A 20541-nucleotide genomic window follows, 5' to 3' on the forward strand; every position below is an offset into this window, starting at 1 on the left:
CCTCATTACCTCCCGACTCGACCGGTACAGTGTCGTTACCCTGTGCCAGACCCTGGGGGTTCACCGAAGTGGCTTCTATGCGTGGTTGAAACAGCCCGCGTCGCCACGGCAGCAGGAGGAGGAACGACTGACCGGATTGGTCAAGCAATCCTGGCTGGAAAGTGGTGCTGTCTACGGTTATCGCAAGATCCATCGCGATCTTCGTGACTTGGAGGAAGCCTGCGGCAAGCACCGTGTGGCCAAATTAATGAAGCGGGAAGGGCTACGTTCGCAAACGGGCTATCAACGCCGTAAGGGGCATGATGGAGGCAAGAGCCCACAGGTTGCCCCAAACACGCTGGCACGTCAGTTTAAGGTGCCAGCCCCCAACATATCCTGGGTGACTGACATTACCTACATACGCACTCAAGAAGGGTGGCTGTACCTGGCGGTGGTGCTCGTCCTGTTCTCTCGCCAGATCGTCGGTTGGGCGATGAAGCCACACATGATGGCAGACTTGGCGGTTGATGCCTCTTGATGGCCATCTGGCGCCGAAAGCCCAAGCAGCCTGTGTTAGTGCATTCGGATCAGGGCAGCCAGTTTACCAGTGGGGAATGGCAGGACTTTCTGAAGGCTCACAACCTGATGAGCCGACGTGGCAACTGTCACGACAACGCTGTCGCCGAGAGCTTCTTTCAGTTGCTCAAACGGGAGCGGATCAAGCGTAGGATTTACTCGACAAGAGACGAAGCCCACAGCGACGTATTTGATTATATCGAAATGTTTTACAACCCAATCAGACACCATGGTTCCAATGATGGGCTGTCGCCGGTAGAGTTTGAAAGGCAGTTTATTTTTCAGCAACAGAGTGTCTAGAAAACCCGGGGCGATTCAGGCTTGTTGACCAAGACAGATAACAATCTGCTCGCAAATAAAGTCGAGCTCATCATTCGACAGATCGAAATACATCGGCAAACGGACGATCGAGTCGGTGAAATGATCCGCATTCGGTAGTGCTCGACCATCATGTAGTTCCTGAAAATAGGGGCTGCTGTGCAAAGATTGATAATGAAAAACAGCTTTAATCCCGGCTAAATCCAGATGTTTAATCAACTGACTACGCTGTTGGAGGCTGGTACAGTCCAGATAAAACATATGGGCGTTGTTGGTGGCATAGTCAGGAATTGATGGTAGCTTGATCCCATATGCACCGACCACTGGCGTTAATTCCTGTAAGTAGCGATGCCATATTTCCAGCCTACGCCTTTGTATCGCTTCCAGCTGCTCCAACTGGGCATACAGATAAGCAGCTATGATGTCCGATGGCAGAAATGAAGAGCCAATATCAACCCAGCCATATTTATCGACTTCACCGCGAAAAAATGAGCTGCGGTTCGTCCCTTTTTCTCGGATTATTTCAGCTCGCGGTACATATTGCGGATCATTTATAACCAGCAAACCACCTTCACCAGAAATAATATTTTTCGTCTCATGGAACGAGAATGTGGACAAGCATCCGATACTGCCCAACGGGCGAGATTTATAAAATGCATCGATCGCCTGGGCTGCATCCTCCACAACCGGAATATTATATCGCTCAGCCAGCGACATGATCGCATCCATATCACAGGCCACTCCCGCATAGTGAACAACTACAATGGCACGTGTTCGCGGAGTAATGAGCTTAGCAATCTGTTTGGGGTCAACGTTTGGATGATCAGGATAGGAATCAGCAAAAACAATCCTTGCACCGCGCAAAACAAATGCATTAACGGTCGAAACGAAGGTATAGCTAGGAGCAATCACCTCATCACTCGGCTGGATATTGAGCAAAATTGCCGCCATTTCCAAGGCATCGGTACAAGAAGTAGTCAGCAACGCTTTGCCGAAATGATAATTAGACTCAAAATAGTTATGGCATTTACGAGTGAAGATACCATCACCAGATATTTTTCCACTGGCAACTGACTCCGCGATATAAACCAACTCGCGGCCATGTAGATAAGGCTTATTAAAAGGGATCATATTATCCAACCTAAAATAACGACTTCATGTCTATATTAGAGTCCTAGACTGCTGACAACAGTATAACCTCGATAGACGTCAGCAACATTGCCTATGCATCAATTAACAAGTGATAACCACACAAAGCCTTCTCAACTCGGAATGGAAACGAGTTGTACAGATTAAGTACCCCGACATTTGCAGCGGAGATAACTGTTTTGATTAGCTTAATATCTCTGGCTTGCGCTAGTTTAAAAACAGTATGCCAAAGTGGAACCGAGAGCATTGCATATGCTGAGCAGGTTCCGGTCAAAATCCAGTCGAGAGATTCGCCATCGACAGAAAGACGCTGTGCATGAAAACCAACTAGTTTATCTCCATGTTTGGCAATCAGTAGCTCATGAGGGGCATTGGCTAACACATCGATCCAGTTCGCTGTCCGCTGCTGAGCAGCAATATATTCAATATTCAAATCCTCAAGCATTCTTCCGTGCTTAAAATTATCTCGTGCCATGGCCTTGATGAAATCAATCTCTTGCGGTGACTGCACAGGAGCCAGCTCCAAGCGGCCACTCAAATCGCGATCAAACGAATAAGTCTTAGGGTTGCGAAATGATAGCTCGTAGCTAAGTTCAGCATAATAAAACCCGGCTATCTCAAGAGCATGCCGTTTTTCTCTAAAATGATCAACTCTGGCCTGAACATATTCAAAATTCGATTTTTTTATGAATGCAATAGCTTGAGGCAGCAAAGAGTTAAACTCTGAACTGCTTGGACAATGATCTATAATTTCGCATGTTCTTCTCGCCAAAACCACATCGTTCCAAGGAGTATGTCGTACTTCAATATACAGCGACTGATCCCTAGGTGCGTAAAAAAATTGAGAATCCATTGCATCCAACTTAGTCACCATAGACTGCCCATGCGCAATGTGACTGCAATGGAGTTCTATACAGACGTAAATTATTGAGACCCAGTACTTCGTCCAACGCTCTGGTTTCACCAGGGAAAAACTCGCAATTCAATTCATCAAAAACCAGCAATGAACCACGTGTGAGTCGAGGGAGAATTTTTTCCAGTACGTCTTTGGTTGGCTTATAAAGATCCATGTCAAAAATGGCCATAGAAATAATAGCATGCGGGTTATCTTCCAGCCATTTATCTATGGTCACCGAGGCATCTCCCTTAATAAGCCGATGTTTTATCAGATCATTCATCGGTGCAAAGCTTTCATGCAGTTTTAACAGCTGCGCAAGTTTATCTTCATATTCCTCTATCGACTTATAATCGCCAGTATTCGCATATGCGCCATCTTTCACATCTACCGATGGAAAACCTTCGAACGTATCGAAGCCATGAATCACGCGACTTTGATTAAACGGCTCAAAGATGCTGCGCATATTAATAAGCAATGACATACCGGCGCCCCAGTGCACACCAAATTCGCAAATAACACCGGGCACATCGACTATTTTTTTATACAACTCGGCATAATATAGAACTCGCGCCACAGAATCGACCCGCAATGATACTAGATTATGCCTATGCCACGCTTCCCCAAATAAAGGGGATAATTGTTGAACCAAAGCTTTCAGTTGCTGAGTATTGTTTGATTTTTCATTGGATGTATAAACCAATTCACCATCACGTGATTGAAGCGCTAATTTATCATTCATATCATTGTTAGCCATATCAATCCACCTTGCGTCAGTTTAACAAAAAATTAATCACCATATAGCCCACTCTCGATGCGGTATAGGTTGACATCAAACATTATTTATTCAGATAAAACTGACGTTAAGTTTTCTGGCACCGGTCACGACCTTCGCCGCACCAAGCAGCTGGTCTGGCACCTCAACCCAATTCACATCGGAAGCCACAAACAGTTGATCACACAAGTCCTCAAGGCGTGACCCCTCTCTCACGAGGATCAGATCTGCAAAAGCTCCAACTGTCATCGCAATCGGCCGAAACGGCGATCGTTTGATGAAATGAGCTACCGCTTCAAGTACCCCAAGATTCTGCCGCATGCCGTCATCCGAGAAAGCACAGTCATTGAGCATGATGCAGCCATCGGGCGAAACAAGCTCCTGATATAACATCAGATCACGCAACACCCATTCATACTGATGGTTGGCATCCACATACACACACTCAAAACGTACACCTTCCGCCTTTAGGGTCTCAAACGCAATTTCGGTTGACTCGCGCAACAGGCGAACATTAGATATCGCTTTGAAGCGTTCACAGCAAATCTCGTAAAGCGCATCGAAAGTATCTTGCTCACGCATTGAGCCACCAAAATAATCGGCAAACACGTCTGGATCACTAACCCAATTTGGCAGCTTTTCAAATGGGCTGTAAGCACCTAACTGCGGAAGTGGCGGTAAAGCAAGCCAACTATCGACCAACGTCATGTGACTTGGCTGCATGGTTTGGTACATGACCATCGCATTCTCGCCACGCAGGACGCCAAGTTCGGCCAAACGCGGCCGGTTACCAAGAGAAGAAAATGCCGCGGCCAAAATTTTATAAAAATCGTTTCGTGTCCAATTTACAACTTTCAATAGTACCTCCTCATCACAGATGGCAGTGATGTTGACCATTGCATGGTTTAGCTGATTATTGTGCCATATTGGCGGAAATTATAAATTAACAAAAACAGATAGCCAGTTATTTAATCTCTATATGTGAGCCCTGTTTTTTCTGAGCGCGAACACTACTTGTTGGCTCAAACATAACCAGTTTGCCGTAACGATTGACCGACACTGCATATATTTTCATCGGCAACACCAAGTGATCCCAATTGTTCAATAATGGCCGTATAGTAATCTGATGCTACAATAAAAAATGCATCAACAATGCTGACAGTACTTATATGCTGGCATCGCAATGCTCCAACCTGCATACCATGCTTATGCGGTGAATTATCTATGTATCCAACAATTTTAATTGCTGAATACTTTGGATTTAGCCGGCAATACTCACTAAATATTTCGTAGAACTTGCAGCCCAACCCACCGGCACCAAATATGTAAATTTTGCCATTGCACTGCAATAATCGCTGCAGCAATGGAGAGGCTAGCGGTGCTGGAAAACGAACATCAAAAACAGCCCAATTTGCACGATCGATGGATTTTTTTACTACAGAAAACACCGATTCGGCAGCATGATTCCGTTTAACATAGTCAACTGTTTTTTGAGAAACATCACGCCATTTAGTTGAATTCCATGTCATATAGTCACTGATTAAATCATAGTATGAACGTCGACCATAAAGCTTGACCGTATCTTCACCCAATACATCTAATGCCAATCCATAACCAGCTGTGACATTCAGGTCCGTCTCATGTAGCCAAGTACCTTTCATTTTCGGCATTAAACCAATTGAGCCAACATCAATCAAAATAGTCGGCAATCCTAACGACCCAAAAAGCAAGGGCGTCGTTCCCATCGCAATACCAAAGTCAAATTGACCCGCGGATATATACCGGGGCATTTCAGAGAAAGGAACCTCTCCATCAAAACTGACGGTGATATCCTTAATTTTAACCATGGCATTCTCAATATACATCTGCGCCTCACTATTTCCTCTCCCAACCAGATGAAGTGAGACTGAAACATTCGAATGCTGCACAGCAAAATGTTCGAGCTCCAAGGAAAATTGCACTAGACCAGGGCTTTTAAATGAATCAAATCGACCACACCATAGTATGTTTAATTGATGACTATCCGGCTTGGATAAACACAATGATCTTATTTTTTCTGTTGGTGTTTGACATATACTGTCGACATGAAAAGCATATTTAAAAACATAACTCATATACTGTTTAACCAGATACCCACCCCAAAACAGACTGCGCGTTTTATCCAGCTGGATTAATAAATGTCTATATTCATCCCACAAGGTATTACGATAGTGAGGATTCATACACTCTTCTTGCACAAAGCCGACAGATGGCTCCCAATGTGTCCACTCTTCATGGTGCATGGTGATTGTAGTCAAGGACCAATTTTTTTCCTGATTGAATAAACATATTGAAAATAGGACGTTGGGCACATTATAGGTTACTATTCGCAGAAAACCATGCCTACTTGCTCGTAACTGAGCACCATACTGGGCAATAACTTCTCTAGCTGACGGAGCTTTCCATAATGAGTAATCCATATCATCTGGAATATAAATAACATCAACGCAATGAGTGGTTTGGTCAAAGTAATTAGCAACATAATCGCCTCGACTTGCCAACACAGCAACCTCTTCACCAATAGACAACAAGTATTCAATGACGCGAATAAAATATGTTTGAGCACCACCAAGCTCGGGATTGCGAATAAAGAAGATATATGTATTTTTCATGTGTACTCTCACTCCACATCATCCCTGAGAAGGCTGTACAAAAAAGAAAGGTACTGTTTCAAATGTAATTGATACTGCTTGCAAATCGTCAGTTCACTTTAGCCAAACATTGGTCTCTTTTGAAATGCCAAGCTCAGTTCTAGATCTTTAGGTCAATCAATGCAGCTCGCATAGTAAATTTGGTCATAAATACTCTCTAGCCGTTGCATGCAGTTTTTAATATTCATGTTTTTCAATATATTTTCTCGAGCATTGATACCAAATTTTTCTGAAAGCTCATGGTCTGTCAAGACCCTATCCAAAAGCATGGATATCTCGTCAATATCTTTTTCCTTATGTGAATAGCCAGTAACACCATCCACAATGCCTTCAGTCGCCCCACCGCGAGCAGATGTAATAACTGGCACACCACAAGACTGCGCCTCTAATACAACGATAGGTAGGCCCTCAGCATCACCATTTTCTGCAGTAATACTTGGCAGGCACAGAACACGAGACTTTGATAGCTCCTGCTGTATCTCTTCTAGACCGAGAGCCCCTAAAAATTCAACCCGAATGTTATGCTCAATCGCAAAATTTTTGAGCATTGTTTCTTGCGGTCCCGATCCGGCAACAACTAATTTTATATTTCTAAACTTCTCCTGAATTTTACAAAATGCGGCAAGGAGATACTGACATCCCTTTTTTTCGACTAATCTTCCAATGAAGAGGACCTGCAGTCGCTCCGACATGGCTATATCAGATGGCTTGAATTGCTCACAATCAACGCCAATATAACTAACAGTTAGTTTTTCTTCGGGTAACCCATATTCTATAGCGCGGTTTTTTATCGCTTCTGAAACAGCCAGGAAATGAACATTTTCTTCTTTGGCGAGAGCTATAAGTCTTTCAGGATATGAGGCCATTGCTCTTCCGCCACTTCCGTTATGCCACCATTCTTTATAGATGTTTATATCATATCCATGCAATGTAATTATCAGTGGCACATTCATTTTTTTGGCTAACGGATATACCCTCAAGCCATCAATCGCAAAATGTGCGTGAATTAAGCTGAAGCCAGCATCCTTATACCCATCCGCTCGAGACAACAACGAAGTTTGCACATAGTCATTCAATGCTCGCTGTATAGATAAGGCCGTATGTGCTGCTTCACTTTCCAATAAAGTTTCAACAGTCAGTCCATCGAGTGGCAACCCTTTACCTAATTGTGTTTCTCCAAGTAACGTAGCTGACCAGTGTTCAAGATTGCTAGCTTGAGCTAAAATGAATGTTTCAGAATAGGGCAGAAGGTGAGTGCGAAAAATAAGAATTTTTTTCATTGCACAACTTCCTTTAAAGTTGAAATTACACCACAACCACTCATCGTTATAATCAACGATAGCATATTGGAACTATATCTATAAATTTACGACCCTCTACCCAATACGGATGCACCTACTCGCCATCATAGATAATATACTCATCATTTAAATAGACAAAAGGCTGGATGTTTTCATCAACATCAAATGAGCTTATCATCTCTACAGATGAAAAGACGCTTTTATAGCGCTCATAGTAATCTAACCCAGGTGCGCGGACATGATAATCTTGTGATGGGTCTGGTTCATCATATTCGATTGTATGCTCACAAATAACTGGAACAGGTAATATAGAAATACCATTTGGTCTTAAAATGCGATGAATTTCAGACAAAGCTTTTCGATCATCAGGAATATGTTCCAGAACATGCAAGGCGAACACAAAGTCAAATTGTCCATCGGAAAATGGCAACGATTGAATATCCACTTGATAGTCGACATCGTCCATTGCCAAATCAGCGGTTTTATAGGAACCAAAATGCCCATCAAAAAATGTCCGCATACCTGGTTCTGGTGCGAAATGTAACGCACTCATTCTCTGCATAGTTTCTTTATCTAGCAATTTTTGCAAAACAGAAAATTGCAGACGATGCCGCTCGAGACCTAAGCAGCGGGGGCACTGTGCATAAGGTCTGAAATCAATTCACCATAATAGTCACAGAGAGGGCAGTGATAAATTTTTCCCAAGTGCTCTCCTTATCGATACTGATCTGCATACCAAGTTACTCTACAACATCACAAATTAGTATCGCGCATAGTTTGCAAAACATGAGCTGTTTGCCGCTCCCAGCTATAATTATTTTCTGCATATGTCCGCAATGATTTAGCTACTTCATCCATGTTGAGTTTTTTATACTCCTGATAGAGCGAAATAAAATCCACCGGAGAATCATCTGCTGGCAACATCCAAGTTCCAGGCAGAGTTGCTTTAGAAAAAGAATCTTCCACGCTATAAACAAATGGCAAACCGTAAAACATAAATTCTCGGTGCTTTAATGGTTCTGCGTAGCTGACTCCAGTGCGGTGGAAGCCCAACGTTCCAAGACCAAGATGCACGCCTGCATATCGATTGGCAAGCGCCAGTGGATCCAGGGCTCCGGTAAATGTCACATATTCGGCAACCCCTAACTCTTGGGCCTGTTGCGCTAATTGCACGGACGCAGGCCCCTGGCCCACAAGGAACAATCGCAGATCAACATCCGGGTAGGCTTTGACGAAATCGGGTATCAGCGGGAACAGGCGGTCATACCCATGCCAGCGCGCCAGATAGCCGACACCCAGCAGATGGAAAGCTTTGCGGATATCCTGCTTGGGCTCTGGCGCTTGTGGTTCAACCCAGGTGGCCCCATTCCCTATCTTACAGAGGGGCCTGCCTTGCAATGTGGCTCCCGGCGCCACTCGGCTGGGGGTAAAGAATCCAGCCACAAGCGGTGCTAGTTGTAGGAAAAATGCCTGATCGATCTTGGACACTAGTGCTGGCAGTTCATTCTGATATTCCAGTGTATACATCTCGATGAACAAGGGCACTGCCACCTCGCGCAGTCGGCGAGCCAATTGCACTAGCTCGTCGTTATGCATCGGGTGGTAACGGACGTAGGCCCACTCGAACGAGCGTGCCATCGCCTGCTGCCCGGCAATCCACGCTGCGACATGCACAAAGAAATCTCCTGGTGCCACCGCTGTGGTGATGATCTCTCGCTGAACTTCGCTCCCCGCTTCGAACACCAGCCGCACAATATCTGGGCCATCGCCACAGATCATATGTACCTGTTTGTGATTTAGACTAAAACCCTGCGTCTGAGCCAGCACCTTGCGCATAACGCCCATGTGCCCACGTGTTTTAAGATTCACGTTATAGACAGCTAGAATAAACCCATACCCCGCCATTATTTCCATCATGCCTCCGCAGCAAAAAATGCATCTACTGACTGACGTGCCGACTCCAACACAGTGGCGATCTGCAAGGCTATTGCCCCGTCGACAGTCTGTGGTAGCAAATTCCAGAGCAGATCGGTTAGCTGCTCATCATGTGCCACCTCGGTTGAGGTAGCATCAAACAAGTGAGGAACCACGACCAGGCGGACAGCAGTGGGCGACTCAGGCAGCGGCACAGTGTTGACGCACTCTGGCCAGTCAAGGATGCTCTTCGACAAGGCCTCATACAATGCAGGATCCAGCACAAAACGGTGACTCTCTACACTAAATTGGCCACAACTGACGATGAAACGACACATGCTGTTGTGTTTTCTTGCAGCTGACATATCAGACTTTGTCACGGCGCTCATATCTAGCCGGTAAACCCCGGGCGGTACCATGACCTGAAGCAGTTTTTGCTTGCCACTACCGCGATCCGGAAAGGCTGCGCCCTGATAACGCCCACCGATACCGATAGCGGCATCGTCTAAACCACGTTGCATGGCAACAAGTAATTCGTCCATAGCGTTCAAATGCTGGAAGGTGATGTTTCGCGCCAAGCTGCGCTGTACATAATGTTTGACCTGATGGGGAGGATAGCAAACAGGATGCTTTGCGAAGAAGCGCAGTTTGTTACGCCAGTAGTAGTAGCGGGGCAATGTATTAGTAGCATTAGCACCACCTCCCTTGTGCAAAGCCTGTAGTTGTGGCTGCGCGACTACACGCCAACCGGCATCTTTGACTCGTACACACCAATCAATGTCATCCCAATAAAGAAAAAAGTCCTCATCAAATACACCAACCCGTTCGATGATTTCAGCCTTTGTCATCAGACAGCAGGCAGGCACATAGTCACAATCCACTAGTTCCATCACTATCGAAGAATAGGATTCGCCTGCGAAATTAAGGTGAAAATTAAAGGTAGCATCCTTCAAGGAAACGTTGGCACCAACCTCCTGTACTACCTCAGGATTATCCATCTTACACACTGCTGGCCCCACAACACCTATATCGTTGTGATTAGCGAGTAAATCCATCATCCCAGCTAGGGTATTTGGTAGCACGACAGCATCATTATCCAGCAACGCAATATAACGATACCCTGTTTGTTGTGCTTGGCGCATGCCATAAGCAAATCCCCCAGAGCCACCAATATTTTCTTTTAATACTTCAAGTCTAATATTAGGATAGTGTTGTCGAATCAAGGCTGCAGAGTCATCTGTTGATGCGTTATCTACAACAAAAATATCTGCCAATTCGCCAGCCGTATTTTGTACTGATTCAATTGCCCCAAGCACGCAATCTTGTTTATTGAAGTTACATATAACTACACAAATTGATTTCATTTTATTTCCAGCTGGCTTGCTTTTGTATGTTAAATATTAGCAGGTTGCACCTACTTGTTCGAAACAGCGTAATGAATTATCCACCGCATCATCCATATCAAAATAGCGATACTCAGCAAGGCGGCCCAAGGCTATCAGCTGCGGGAACTGGGCCAATTCATCGCGGCAAGCCTGATAATTCTGTTTGGCTATATCGGTAAACAGCGGGTAGTAAGGCTCCAGCCCCTGCTCTGGCACATAGGCACAGGGATATTCATAAACGATGCTGGTGCCGGGATGTTGCTGCCCGGTCAGATGCTTGAATTCGGTGATGCGGGTATAGGCCTCTTCATTCGGGTAATTGACCGTGGTCACCGGCTGAAATTGAGCTTGCGACAGATGACAGTGCTCAAAGCGCAGCGAGCGATACGGCAGACCATAGTGATCCTCCGGCATCAGCTGATCCAGCATGCCGGTATAGACCAGCGGTCCGGCAAAAGGCACGCCATCCAGCAGTATCCGTTTCTGTTGCCAATCCAGACAAACATGGGATCCCATGGGGGTGGAGAGCCTGACCTCAATCAAGGGGTTCGCCAGCATGCGCTCGAACATGGCGGTGTAACCCTGCTCGGGCACCGCCTGCCAAGGATCGATGAAGTAACGGTCATCACGATTGACGACGACCGGCACTCGCGCAGTGACCTCGGGCGAGACCTGCTCTGGTGATACACCCCACTGCTTGCTGGTGTAGTTGACGAAGGCACGCTCATAAATGAACTGTGCCAGCTCAGCCAGCAGAGGCTCAGCTTCCTGCCGCAGCGCCATGATGGGCACTCTGGCCCCCTCACCGAACCTAGCCTGAAGAGCCTCAATCATAGCCGCTGCCTTCTCGGCCGGGAAGCAACGCTCTATGCTGGTCAGGTTGAACGGGATTGGCACCAACTGGCCATCGATCCGTGACAGCACACGATGCTCGTAAGGCCGCCAGGCGGTAAACTGCGACAGGTAATCCCAAACTTCCCGCTTGTCGGTATGAAACAGGTGCGGTCCATAGCGATGGATCAGCACCCCATGTTCGTCATATTCGTCGAAGCAGTTGCCACCTATGTGGTCGCGCTGTTCCAGCAACAGCACCTTCCAGCCAAGCTGGCTGGCCATTCGCTCCGCCATGACGGCGCCGGACAGCCCGGCTCCGATGACAATCGCCTGATAACTCACGCTACATCTCCAAACAGTTGTTGCACGACGCTGGCCGGATTGGTGCGCCCCTCCCACGCCAGCTGATGCCGCTTGTCGAAAAACCAGCCCGGCGCCAGCGTGGCCACCTCGCTCACCGACTGCTCAAGCAGGTTGAGAAAACGGGCGTAGTCTCCCTGCCGCAAGAAATAGAGCGCAGCAGAGTAGTAGTGATGGGCGCGCCCCTGGGCAATAGTCACAGGATCAGCGCCAAAGTCACCGGCATTGTCACAAGCCCGCAGCAGGTCGCGCAGCGACTGCTCACGACGCTCGGCCGATTTGCGGGTCTGCCCGCCAAAGCTCTGGGTGTGGAAGCGATAGCGCCCCAGCAGCTCGGGGATAAAGTCGAGGGTTCCCGGGTTGAGAGAGAGATTCAGAATATGCCAGGGGTAATCGAGGATGATCTTGCACCCCTCGTCGATGGCATTTTCCATCCCCTCATAGCGCCGAAACATGATAGAGCTGGCATTGACGAATACCCCGAAGCGGATCAAGGCCTCTCGCGTCATCACGGGTTCTAGATAGCGAGCATTGTAATAATCGCGGGTGAAGAGTTTGATCCGTGCCCCGGTCTCATCATCGAACATCTCGGCTTCGTGGTAGCAGAGGGTGCAACCCGGGTGTGCATCCAGATAATCTGCCTGGCGCTGCAGCTTGTCCGGCAGGGCCAGGTCATCCCCATCCACATAGGCAAGATAGTCACCCCTTGCCTCTGCAAGCAGCCGTTTCTGGGTCTTGGCCAGCCCCATGTTCTGTTCGTTCTGCAGAATGCGCAGTGTCGGCCACTGCCGCGCCAGCCGCTGCAAGATAGCCCAGGAGTCATCACTCGAGCCGTCATCGATGGCGATCACTTCGAACTCGAAATCCGTTTGCTGCTCGAGCAGGCTGAGCAGGCAGGGTTCGATGAAGCGCGCCAGATTGTAGACAGGCACCAATACGCTGACTTTCATAGGGAAATCCAAGAGAAGATGAGTAGAAAAGAAGCGGATGGGAGAAAATGGGCAAGGCTACCGCACGGTCCCTGTCAACCCTTCCCCCCTCTCTGTCAGGTTTTACTGCAAGAGATATGCCTGACCAAGCTAATCCATTGAAGCTGCGGGATTTATGTGAGCCACACCCGATTATTCATGCTGGGCGAGGCCACGGCTGCAAACTTGCAGCATGTCGATGCCATCCCAGTGCCACTCGAATGCCAGCGCCTGTCCCGGTGCCACCACCCGGTCTATGCGGCAGGCGGGCGCATTCGGCAAGGCATCCTCAAGCTGCGCCTTGTGTGCACCGACCCAGACACAGGTCTGCATATCCCACGGCTGCAACAGCAGCTCATTCAGGGTATCGGCCACAAACTCGGCGACTGTACCTCCTCCGACGTGTGCGAGCCGCAGGGAGGCGGCCGGAGTCAATAAGGTGACACCCGGGAATGCGCTCAGCTGCATCTCACCGTCCAGGGCGGCATTTTGTTGACTGTGGATGAGCCGCTCCATCACCAGAGCGGGATCGTTGGCAAAGGGAGCAAACAGGGCCACCAGCAGTCGGCGGCGCAACTCGTCGTCGGGCTCGCCCAGCCAGCAGAGGGTAGTGGGGGAGGCGCAGGCCTGCTGATTGAAACGGGTACAGTCCTGTTGCAGGGCCCCCAGGGTCTGTTGCCAGCCCACAGCATCCAGCCCGGCCAGCCAGTGGCTGTCTAGCACCGCCATGGAGCGGCGATCCGGAAATACCACTTCCTGTGCACTTGGGGAGAGAGGAATGGCCCGCACCTGGCGGATGGTCTCGTCGCCGCCCCAGATGATGCGCAGCCGGCAGCGGGCCGACAACCAGCCGGTGGTGCCTTCGTCGTGGCCATAGCGAATGAAGCGGGTGCGCATGGCGATCCCCTGCCACTCAACCTGGCTGAAGAGGTCGTTCAGTATGGTCAGCATGGCCTCCTGTACCGGATCGTGGCGCGACGACAGCCGCACCACGCAGGGGTTGCCCATCAACAGGGCCACCAGCCAGGAGTAGAAGGCCACGGTCGGCACGTTGGAGGGCACCAGGTGAAACACGACGCCCACCGGCCCCCGCCCCTGCAGCCGCTGCCGCTGCCGCTCTCTGGCCAGCTGGCGCGGCCGCAGCCAGAAGCCGAACGCGGCCAGATCTGGATGACGCCGCCCCTCCTGCTGCAGGCGGGTCGACAGGGCCGCCACGAAGTCACAGATGACGGGAGCAAAACAGGGCTGCGGTTGCGGGCAGAACGTCTGCCAGCTGGCAGCCGGTGCTACGAAGCTAACATCGGGCCCCGTCAACCAAAGCCCCTCTACCGCCTGCGGCGGCGTCACTGGAAGGTGTCGCTGCATCCCCTCACCTCGGCGCCTTGCTGGCGCCCTGATACCTGAAAATAACGGCCATGGCGGCCACAGGGGCAATCATCCTCCCCCAGCAGCACGCCGAGATCCTCGGTCAGCAGGCTGTGGCCAGGATAACTGCCGGGAATGGCGGAGATCACCTGCAACAAACCGGGCTGACCGACCCCGAGCGGCTGATGGGTGAGCGGATCCCGCACCTGCAGATCGGCAAACACCGGGGCATGCAGATGCCCCTGCTCGCACTCGACGAAGATGGATCCCACCTGCTCCACCATGCCATAGAAGTTGTGTACCCGACCCAGCCCCAGCTGCTCGCGGCAACGTGCCTTGAAGGCGGGATTGTCAACCGCCAGATGCTGCAGCTTCTTCCAGCCGCCGCTGTGAAACAAAATACCCTGCTCAAAGGGCAGGTGCAGTCCGCGCTCGCGCAGGGGCTCCAGCAGGCATTGCCAGACCATGAAGGTAAAGCCGAACAGCAGCACAGGCTGACCAGCGTATTTGTCGCAAAACGCCTCTATTACCGGCCAGTTGGGCCGCATCTGCTCGTCGAGGGCATAGGTGTGGTCCCGGCCGAGGAAGGAGAGCCCCAGGGCGCCTGCGCCGCGTGCCGAAAATCCGCTGCGGTTCTGGATGAGGGCGGGTTGCTCCACCAGCAGCATGGGCAGCCGCTGCTTACCGACAAACTCCTGCAGTATCTTCACCAGCACCTTGCTCTGCAATGCTGCGGTCTCCCGATCCAGCACTATCCGTGATGGCGCCCCCGTGGTGCCCGACGAGGTGAGCACCTTGAACACCTCGGCCTCGGGCACGCTCTGCCACTGGGCCAGCTTGAACAGCCGGGCCGCCAGATAGGGCAGAGCGCCATAATCGGCAGCCTCTGCCGTCCAGCCGAAGGCATGCAGCACATTGGCATAAGGGAGGCAGTGCTCGACATGGTGATGGGTCAGGGCATTGAGCCGCGCCAGCAACAGCGCCTGTTTGGCAGCCTGGGGCAGGTCGAAGATGGGGACGGCGAGCAAGCTTTCCATCACGCCTCCTCCGCCAGTCTGGTCAGGGCGGCATAGTCAATCTTGTGGTTGGTGGTGCGCGGCAGCTGTGCCACCTGCATCACCCGCACCGCCCGTGGCGGCGCCTGCAGCCACTGCGCCAGCTCGCGCTGCAAGCCGTCGGCCGTCAGTTCGCCATGGGGTTCGACGACCACCAGCAGGCAGTCATCACGCCCGCCACAGGCCCCCGACCAGCCCCAGCGATGGAGCTGGCTCTCGACCTCCGCCAGGCTGATCCGCTTGCCGAACAGCTTGAGAAAACGACTGAGACGGCCACAGATGTAGTAGCGACCAGCCTCGTCATTGCGAGCCAGATCGCCGGTGGCCAGCTCCTGCAGCAGGGCGCCCTGCACCAGATCCTCGACGGTAGTGGCATAGCCCAGCATGACGTTGTCACCGCGATAGACCAGCTCACCCTCCCCGGGCTTGCCCCCCTCCAGCTCGCGCAAAGAGAAGTGGCCGCCGGGAATGGCGCGACCGATGGCATCCGGATGGGTGGCCACCTCGTGCGCTGCTAGCCAGGCCATGCGCGCCGTCGCCTCTGTCTGGCCATACATGACGAAGAAACGGCGCCCCAGCCGCAGGGCCTGTTCGGCAAACTGCTGCGCCAGCGCGGGTTCGAGTCGCCCCCCCGCCTGGGTCAGGGTCTGCAGGGAGGGATACCGGGCCCAGTCAAAACGCAGCCGGGCCAGCATCTGATAGGTAAAGGGCACGCCGGCAAAGCTGCTCACGCCGTGCTGCTCGACCTGCTGCCAGAAGGTGCGATCCAGCACGCTCCCCTCGCTCTGCACCAGGGAGGCACCCACCAGCAGATGGCTGTTGAGCACCGAGAGGCCATAGGAGTAAAACAGCGGCAGGCTGGTGATGGCTCGTTCAGTCATCGTCAGCGCCAGATAGTCGGCGATGGAAGCAGCGTTGGCCGCCAGATTGCGGCCCGAGAGGCGCACCCACTTGGCACTGCCCGTGCTGCCAGAGGTAGGCAGCAACACCGCCAACTCGGGGTGTAACAGCGGGCTGGCATCCCTGAGACGGATCAACTCCCCTTCTTCATTTACCCGGCAGGTCACTGCGAACTGCTGGCAGCTGGCATCGTGCTGGCTCGAAGGGAGAGCGGGATCCGCCAGCATCACCGCATGCCCCAGCCTGAGGGCGGCCAGATAATGCAGCAGATGGGAAGTGCGGGTGAAGAAGGGTAGATAGACAAGGCTGCGCTCACTCGGGTAAGTCGCTGCCACTTGCATCACCCGCCGTGCCAACTCGCCGTAGGAGAGCCAGCCATCCAGCGGATCCCGCCAGGCCAGCGCCGGGTTGTCCTCATGCAGATGAGCGAGTAGAGGATGGAGTTGCTTCATCAGACCAACATGCCTCCATCCACACCTATGACCTGACCGGTCACGTAACTCGACAGGTCGGAGGCGAGAAACAGCGCTACCTTGGCCACCTCGTCCGGCGTGCCGATCCGCCCCATGGCGATGCTGGCGAGACGTTCGGCGAACTTCTGGTCAGGGATGGCATGCGCCATCTCGGTATCGATAAAGCCGGGGGCGATGGCGTTGACCCGGATCTGGCTGGCGGCCAGCTCCTTGGCCAGTGACTGGGTAATACCGATCACCGCCGCCTTGCTGCCGGCATAGCTGCTGAGCCCGACGGCGCCCACCCGTCCCATCAGGGAAGCGAGATTGATGATGTTGCCACCACCGCTGCGCTGCATCAGGCGGGCGGCGTACTGGCTGCAATAGACAACGCTGAAGGTGTTGTGGCTGAAGGTCTGCTCCAGCTGGGCCTGATTGACCATGCCGAGCAGCCCCTCTTCAAGTATCCCGGCATTGTTGACCAGTACATCCAGCTGACGGGTCTGGGCAAACAGCTGCTGAAAGGCCTGCTTGACCGCCTGCGGCTCGGCCACATCGAAACAGAGCGGCTGGCAGGTGACACCAAACTCGGCGCCGAGGGCGGCCGCCAGCTGACTCATGGCCGCTTCATCGCGGCCCCCCAGCCACAGCTCGGCTCCTTGCGCGGCGAACTTGCGGGCGATGGCGAGGCCAATGCCGCGCCCGGCGCCCGTGATCAGTACCCGCTTGCCCTGCAGCAGCCCCTGCATCAGAGGGCGACCCCGTATTTGGCCAGGATCTCCCGCGCCTTGGCGACCGAGCTCATGTCGATGATGTCATCGGTATCGAGCAGGACGCCGTAGCAATCCTCCAGCTGGGCTATCAGGCCCATGTGGGCGACGGAGTCCCACTGGGGAATGCTGTTGTAAGCCAGCCCGTCGCTGACGGTGCCGACGTCTATGCCGAGGGCATCGGCAAAAACCTGTTCCAACGCTGTAGTCATCTGAAAAATCTCCGTAGCCGTTCACGGGCGGCATAATAATCGGCGGGTTGCAGTTCAAGGGCGAGAAAGTCGCCCTCCTGCCCATGTTGGCGATAACCCAGCTGTTCGTTCAGGCGCAGGGCGGCGCCGTTGCCCGTGCGCACCAGGGTGCGGATGCAGCCGAGCTCAAAGGTATCGAAACCCTGATCGAGCTGGGACAGGGCGGCGGCAACGGCCAGCATGGGGTGACGCACGCTGGAGGTGCCCAGATAGAGGCCCGCATCAGCCACAGGCTGACCTTGCAATGGCTGCTGCGCTTCCCCTTTCAGATTTACGTAGCCTGCCCGCTGACCCCGACACCAGAGCACCCAGTGTTGCTGATCCGGCCGCTCACGGCTGCTGACAAACCACTGCCGCTGCTGGCGGGGGGAGATGAGCGCCTGTTCGACCATCTGCAGCCGTACCTCATCCTGATTGCGCCAGCGCCTCAGTGTGGGCAAATCCCACGGCTGAACCGGGCGCAGCTCGACACCATAACTCATGCTCAATACCACCCACTTCCCATCACTTGCCCATGTTATCGACCATAGCAGGGCGATTCCGTAGCAAAGCTCAATAATATAAGATGAAAACTCGGTATAATCTCAAAAATAATCAAAGAGTTGTCAGCAATTATCCGGGCGGGGATGCCAGACCCCGTCCCTCAGGGAGAGAGTACCATGGCCATCGCCATCATTCCGGCCCGGGGCGGCAGCAAGCGCATTCCCCGCAAGAATATCCGCCCCTTCTGCGGCCAGCCCATGCTCGCCTACGCCATTCAAGCGGCCAGAGCGGCAGGCTGCTTCAGCCGAATTGTGGTCTCCACCGATGATGAGGAGATCGCCGACCTGGCCCGCCAACTCGGCGCCGAGGTGCCCTTCCTGCGCCCCGCCAGCCTGGCCGACGATCATACCGGCACCACCCCAGTGGTGATCGATGCCATCCGGCAACTCGACGATCTCGGCATGCAGGCGGAATACTACTGCTGCATCTATGCCACTGTGCCACTCATTCAGGCCGGCGATCTGAGCGCCGCCCACGACCGCATGCTCGCCAGCCAGGCCCCCTTCGTCTACACGGTGGCCGAATTCGGCTTCCCCATCCAGCGGGCGGTACGCATGGACGAACAGGGCAAGGTCACCCCCTTCTGGCCGGATCAGATGGCGAAACGATCCCAGGATCTGGAGCCCGCCTACCAGGATGCCGGCCAGTTCTACTGGGGCAGCCGCGCGGCCTGGATGGGGGGCATCAGCCCGGTGGGCGGGGAAGGGATCGGCCATATTCTACCGAGGCACAGGGTAGTCGACATAGATACGCCGGAAGACTGGCACCTGGCCGAACTGCTCTATCGGGTGCTGAGCCAGGATGGCGTTTAACGTCGCCTTCCGGCTCGATGCCGGAGCCGAAATAGGGCTGGGCCATCTGATGCGCTGCCTGGCCATCGCCGATCGGCTGCGGGCGGCGAGGGCCGAGTGCCACTTTCTCTGCCACGACTTGCCCGCGCATCTGCTGCCGCTGCTGCAGCCCCATCACCACCACCCTCTGGTCACGCTGGGCGACGCCGGCCCCCTGCCTGGCTTGCAGCCCGATTGGCTGGTGTTCGATCACTACCAAATTGACCACATGGTCGAACAAAAACTGGCGGTCCACTGTGGCCACGTCCTGGTGATCGACGATCTGGCCGACCGTCCGCATCACTGCCAGTTGCTGCTGGATCAGGGACCACTGCGCACAGCCGCCGATTATCAACCGCTGATCCCGGCCGATTGCCGACTATTGCTGGGCACCGACTATGCCCTGCTGCGGCCCGCCTGTCGCCAACTGGCACGTCAACAAACCAGCCAGTGGCAGCGAGGGCTCATCTGCTTCGGTGGCGCCGACCCGGCCGGCGCCTGCCTCACCACCCTCAACAGTCTGGCCCGCTTGCCGTGGGCGCGAACCATACAGTGGACCCTGGTGGCAGGCGGCGCCAACCCCTTCTGGCCCGAGCTGGAGCAGAGGGTGGCCGAGCTGTCCGAGCTCAAGATCGCGCTGCTGCGCCAGAGCGATCAGATGGCGCAGTTGATGAATCAGCACGACTTCGCCATCGGCGCTGCCGGCGGCATGACCTGGGAGCGGGCCTGTCTCGGCTTGCCGACCCTGGCGGTGCCCATAGTCGACAACCAGCAGTTCAACGATCAAGTGATAGCCCGCTTCCAGCTGGCCGAACGGCTGATGCTGAACGAGCTGGCCGAGCCGGCGCGGCTCATGCAGGCCTTGCAGCGGCTGGAGCGACAGGCTGATGACTATCGCCAACGCGGCCAGCAACAGGTGGATGGCCTGGGGCTGGATCGCCTCACCGCCTGGCTGCTGCCCCAAGCCGATTATCAACTGATACCTGACGGCCAGCAGTGGCGGTTCCAGCAGGATGACAAACTTCTGCTTACCCTGACCCTGTGCGGCCCGCAGCTGGTATGGCAGACCCATACGACACTCACGCCACCGCAATGGCAAGAGCTGGCACATCGCTTGCAAACAATTTTCTCCCAATTTCCCCTCTATCTTGCCGAGCCACCGCAGATAGCGCCCCCTGCCCCCTGGCAGCCGGCGCCGCAAGGCTGGCAACTTGGCACAGGAGTCTGACCA

Annotated in this window: 19 protein-coding genes and 1 pseudogene; 3 read left to right on the forward strand and 17 right to left on the reverse strand. The window is 53.0% G+C overall.

All coding sequences use genetic code 11. The features are described 5' to 3' along the window. Positions 1–4: 4 nt before the first annotated feature. Positions 5–855: pseudogene (locus AACX78_RS20580) on the forward strand (IS3 family transposase); the annotation flags it as partial. A gap of 15 nt (positions 856–870) precedes the next feature. Here the strand turns inward: AACX78_RS20580 and rffA are convergent. From rffA to AACX78_RS20665, 17 genes are all read right to left on the reverse strand, one after another. After that, complete coding sequence (rffA, locus tag AACX78_RS20585; RefSeq protein WP_159167256.1) at positions 871–2004, reverse strand: dTDP-4-amino-4,6-dideoxygalactose transaminase; 1134 nt, start codon at positions 2002–2004, stop codon at positions 871–873. A gap of 91 nt (positions 2005–2095) precedes the next feature. Continuing rightward, positions 2096–2896: a hypothetical protein gene (locus AACX78_RS20590; protein WP_159167257.1), complete on the reverse strand. Its 801-nt coding sequence runs from the start codon at positions 2894–2896 to the stop codon at positions 2096–2098. Next, positions 2886–3674: a TylF/MycF/NovP-related O-methyltransferase gene (locus tag AACX78_RS20595; protein WP_201302912.1), complete on the reverse strand. Its 789-nt coding sequence runs from the start codon at positions 3672–3674 to the stop codon at positions 2886–2888. The genes AACX78_RS20590 and AACX78_RS20595 overlap by 11 nt, the downstream gene beginning before the upstream one ends. 90 nt (positions 3675–3764) lie before the next feature. Continuing rightward, the gene (locus AACX78_RS20600; RefSeq protein WP_159167258.1) at positions 3765–4550 is read right to left on the reverse strand and encodes a class I SAM-dependent methyltransferase; all 786 of its coding nucleotides are present in this window, start codon (positions 4548–4550) and stop codon (positions 3765–3767) included. Between the two features lie 164 nt (positions 4551–4714). Further along, positions 4715–6343 carry a hypothetical protein gene (locus AACX78_RS20605; RefSeq protein WP_159167259.1) on the reverse strand — a complete coding sequence of 543 codons (1629 nt, stop codon included), beginning with the start codon at positions 6341–6343 and terminating at the stop codon, positions 4715–4717. Positions 6344–6495: 152 nt separating this feature from the next. Continuing rightward, entirely contained in the window at positions 6496–7662 is a 1167-nt protein-coding gene (locus tag AACX78_RS20610) for a glycosyltransferase (protein WP_159167260.1), read from the reverse strand. Positions 7663–7777: 115 nt separating this feature from the next. Next, positions 7778–8236 (reverse strand): class I SAM-dependent methyltransferase, encoded by a 459-nt coding sequence (locus AACX78_RS20615; RefSeq protein ID WP_201302913.1) that lies wholly within the window; start codon positions 8234–8236, stop codon positions 7778–7780. Positions 8237–8436: 200 nt separating this feature from the next. Then, positions 8437–9597: a glycosyltransferase gene (locus AACX78_RS20620; RefSeq protein WP_159167262.1), complete on the reverse strand. Its 1161-nt coding sequence runs from the start codon at positions 9595–9597 to the stop codon at positions 8437–8439. Further along, positions 9597–10961 carry a glycosyltransferase family 2 protein gene (locus AACX78_RS20625; protein WP_159167263.1) on the reverse strand — a complete coding sequence of 455 codons (1365 nt, stop codon included), beginning with the start codon at positions 10959–10961 and terminating at the stop codon, positions 9597–9599. The genes AACX78_RS20620 and AACX78_RS20625 overlap by 1 nt, the downstream gene beginning before the upstream one ends. A gap of 36 nt (positions 10962–10997) precedes the next feature. Beyond that, positions 10998–12158, reverse strand: a complete 1161-nt coding sequence (gene glf, locus AACX78_RS20630; protein WP_159167264.1) for a UDP-galactopyranose mutase — start codon at positions 12156–12158, stop codon at positions 10998–11000. Beyond that, positions 12155–13126, reverse strand: coding sequence for a glycosyltransferase family 2 protein (locus tag AACX78_RS20635; RefSeq protein WP_236556362.1), 972 nt, complete (start codon positions 13124–13126; stop codon positions 12155–12157). Before AACX78_RS20635 ends, glf begins: the two co-directional genes overlap by 4 nt. Before the next feature lie 171 nt (positions 13127–13297). Further along, the gene (locus AACX78_RS20640; protein ID WP_159167266.1) at positions 13298–14509 is read right to left on the reverse strand and encodes an acyl-CoA reductase; all 1212 of its coding nucleotides are present in this window, start codon (positions 14507–14509) and stop codon (positions 13298–13300) included. After that, the gene (locus tag AACX78_RS20645) at positions 14488–15546 is read right to left on the reverse strand and encodes a LuxE/PaaK family acyltransferase (protein WP_159167267.1); all 1059 of its coding nucleotides are present in this window, start codon (positions 15544–15546) and stop codon (positions 14488–14490) included. The genes AACX78_RS20640 and AACX78_RS20645 overlap by 22 nt, the downstream gene beginning before the upstream one ends. Then, positions 15546–16916 carry an AMP-binding protein gene (locus AACX78_RS20650; protein ID WP_159167268.1) on the reverse strand — a complete coding sequence of 457 codons (1371 nt, stop codon included), beginning with the start codon at positions 16914–16916 and terminating at the stop codon, positions 15546–15548. The genes AACX78_RS20645 and AACX78_RS20650 overlap by 1 nt, the downstream gene beginning before the upstream one ends. After that, positions 16916–17665 (reverse strand): SDR family NAD(P)-dependent oxidoreductase, encoded by a 750-nt coding sequence (locus AACX78_RS20655; protein ID WP_159167269.1) that lies wholly within the window; start codon positions 17663–17665, stop codon positions 16916–16918. The genes AACX78_RS20650 and AACX78_RS20655 overlap by 1 nt, the downstream gene beginning before the upstream one ends. Then, positions 17665–17898 carry an acyl carrier protein gene (locus tag AACX78_RS20660; protein ID WP_005318271.1) on the reverse strand — a complete coding sequence of 78 codons (234 nt, stop codon included), beginning with the start codon at positions 17896–17898 and terminating at the stop codon, positions 17665–17667. Before AACX78_RS20660 ends, AACX78_RS20655 begins: the two co-directional genes overlap by 1 nt. Next, the gene (locus AACX78_RS20665) at positions 17895–18431 is read right to left on the reverse strand and encodes a GNAT family N-acetyltransferase (protein ID WP_159167270.1); all 537 of its coding nucleotides are present in this window, start codon (positions 18429–18431) and stop codon (positions 17895–17897) included. Before AACX78_RS20665 ends, AACX78_RS20660 begins: the two co-directional genes overlap by 4 nt. Positions 18432–18596: 165 nt before the next feature. On the opposite strand from AACX78_RS20665, the gene pseF reads away from it, so the two are divergent. Beyond that, complete coding sequence (gene pseF / locus AACX78_RS20670; protein WP_159167271.1) at positions 18597–19292, forward strand: pseudaminic acid cytidylyltransferase; 696 nt, start codon at positions 18597–18599, stop codon at positions 19290–19292. Continuing rightward, the gene (gene pseG / locus AACX78_RS20675; RefSeq protein ID WP_159167272.1) at positions 19282–20538 is read left to right on the forward strand and encodes a UDP-2,4-diacetamido-2,4,6-trideoxy-beta-L-altropyranose hydrolase; all 1257 of its coding nucleotides are present in this window, start codon (positions 19282–19284) and stop codon (positions 20536–20538) included. The genes pseF and pseG overlap by 11 nt, the downstream gene beginning before the upstream one ends. Positions 20539–20541 lie beyond the last annotated feature (3 nt).

The sequence above is a fragment of the Aeromonas sp. 9A genome (assembly GCF_963900955.1).
Classification (GTDB): Bacteria; Pseudomonadota; Gammaproteobacteria; order Enterobacterales; family Aeromonadaceae; genus Aeromonas; species Aeromonas salmonicida.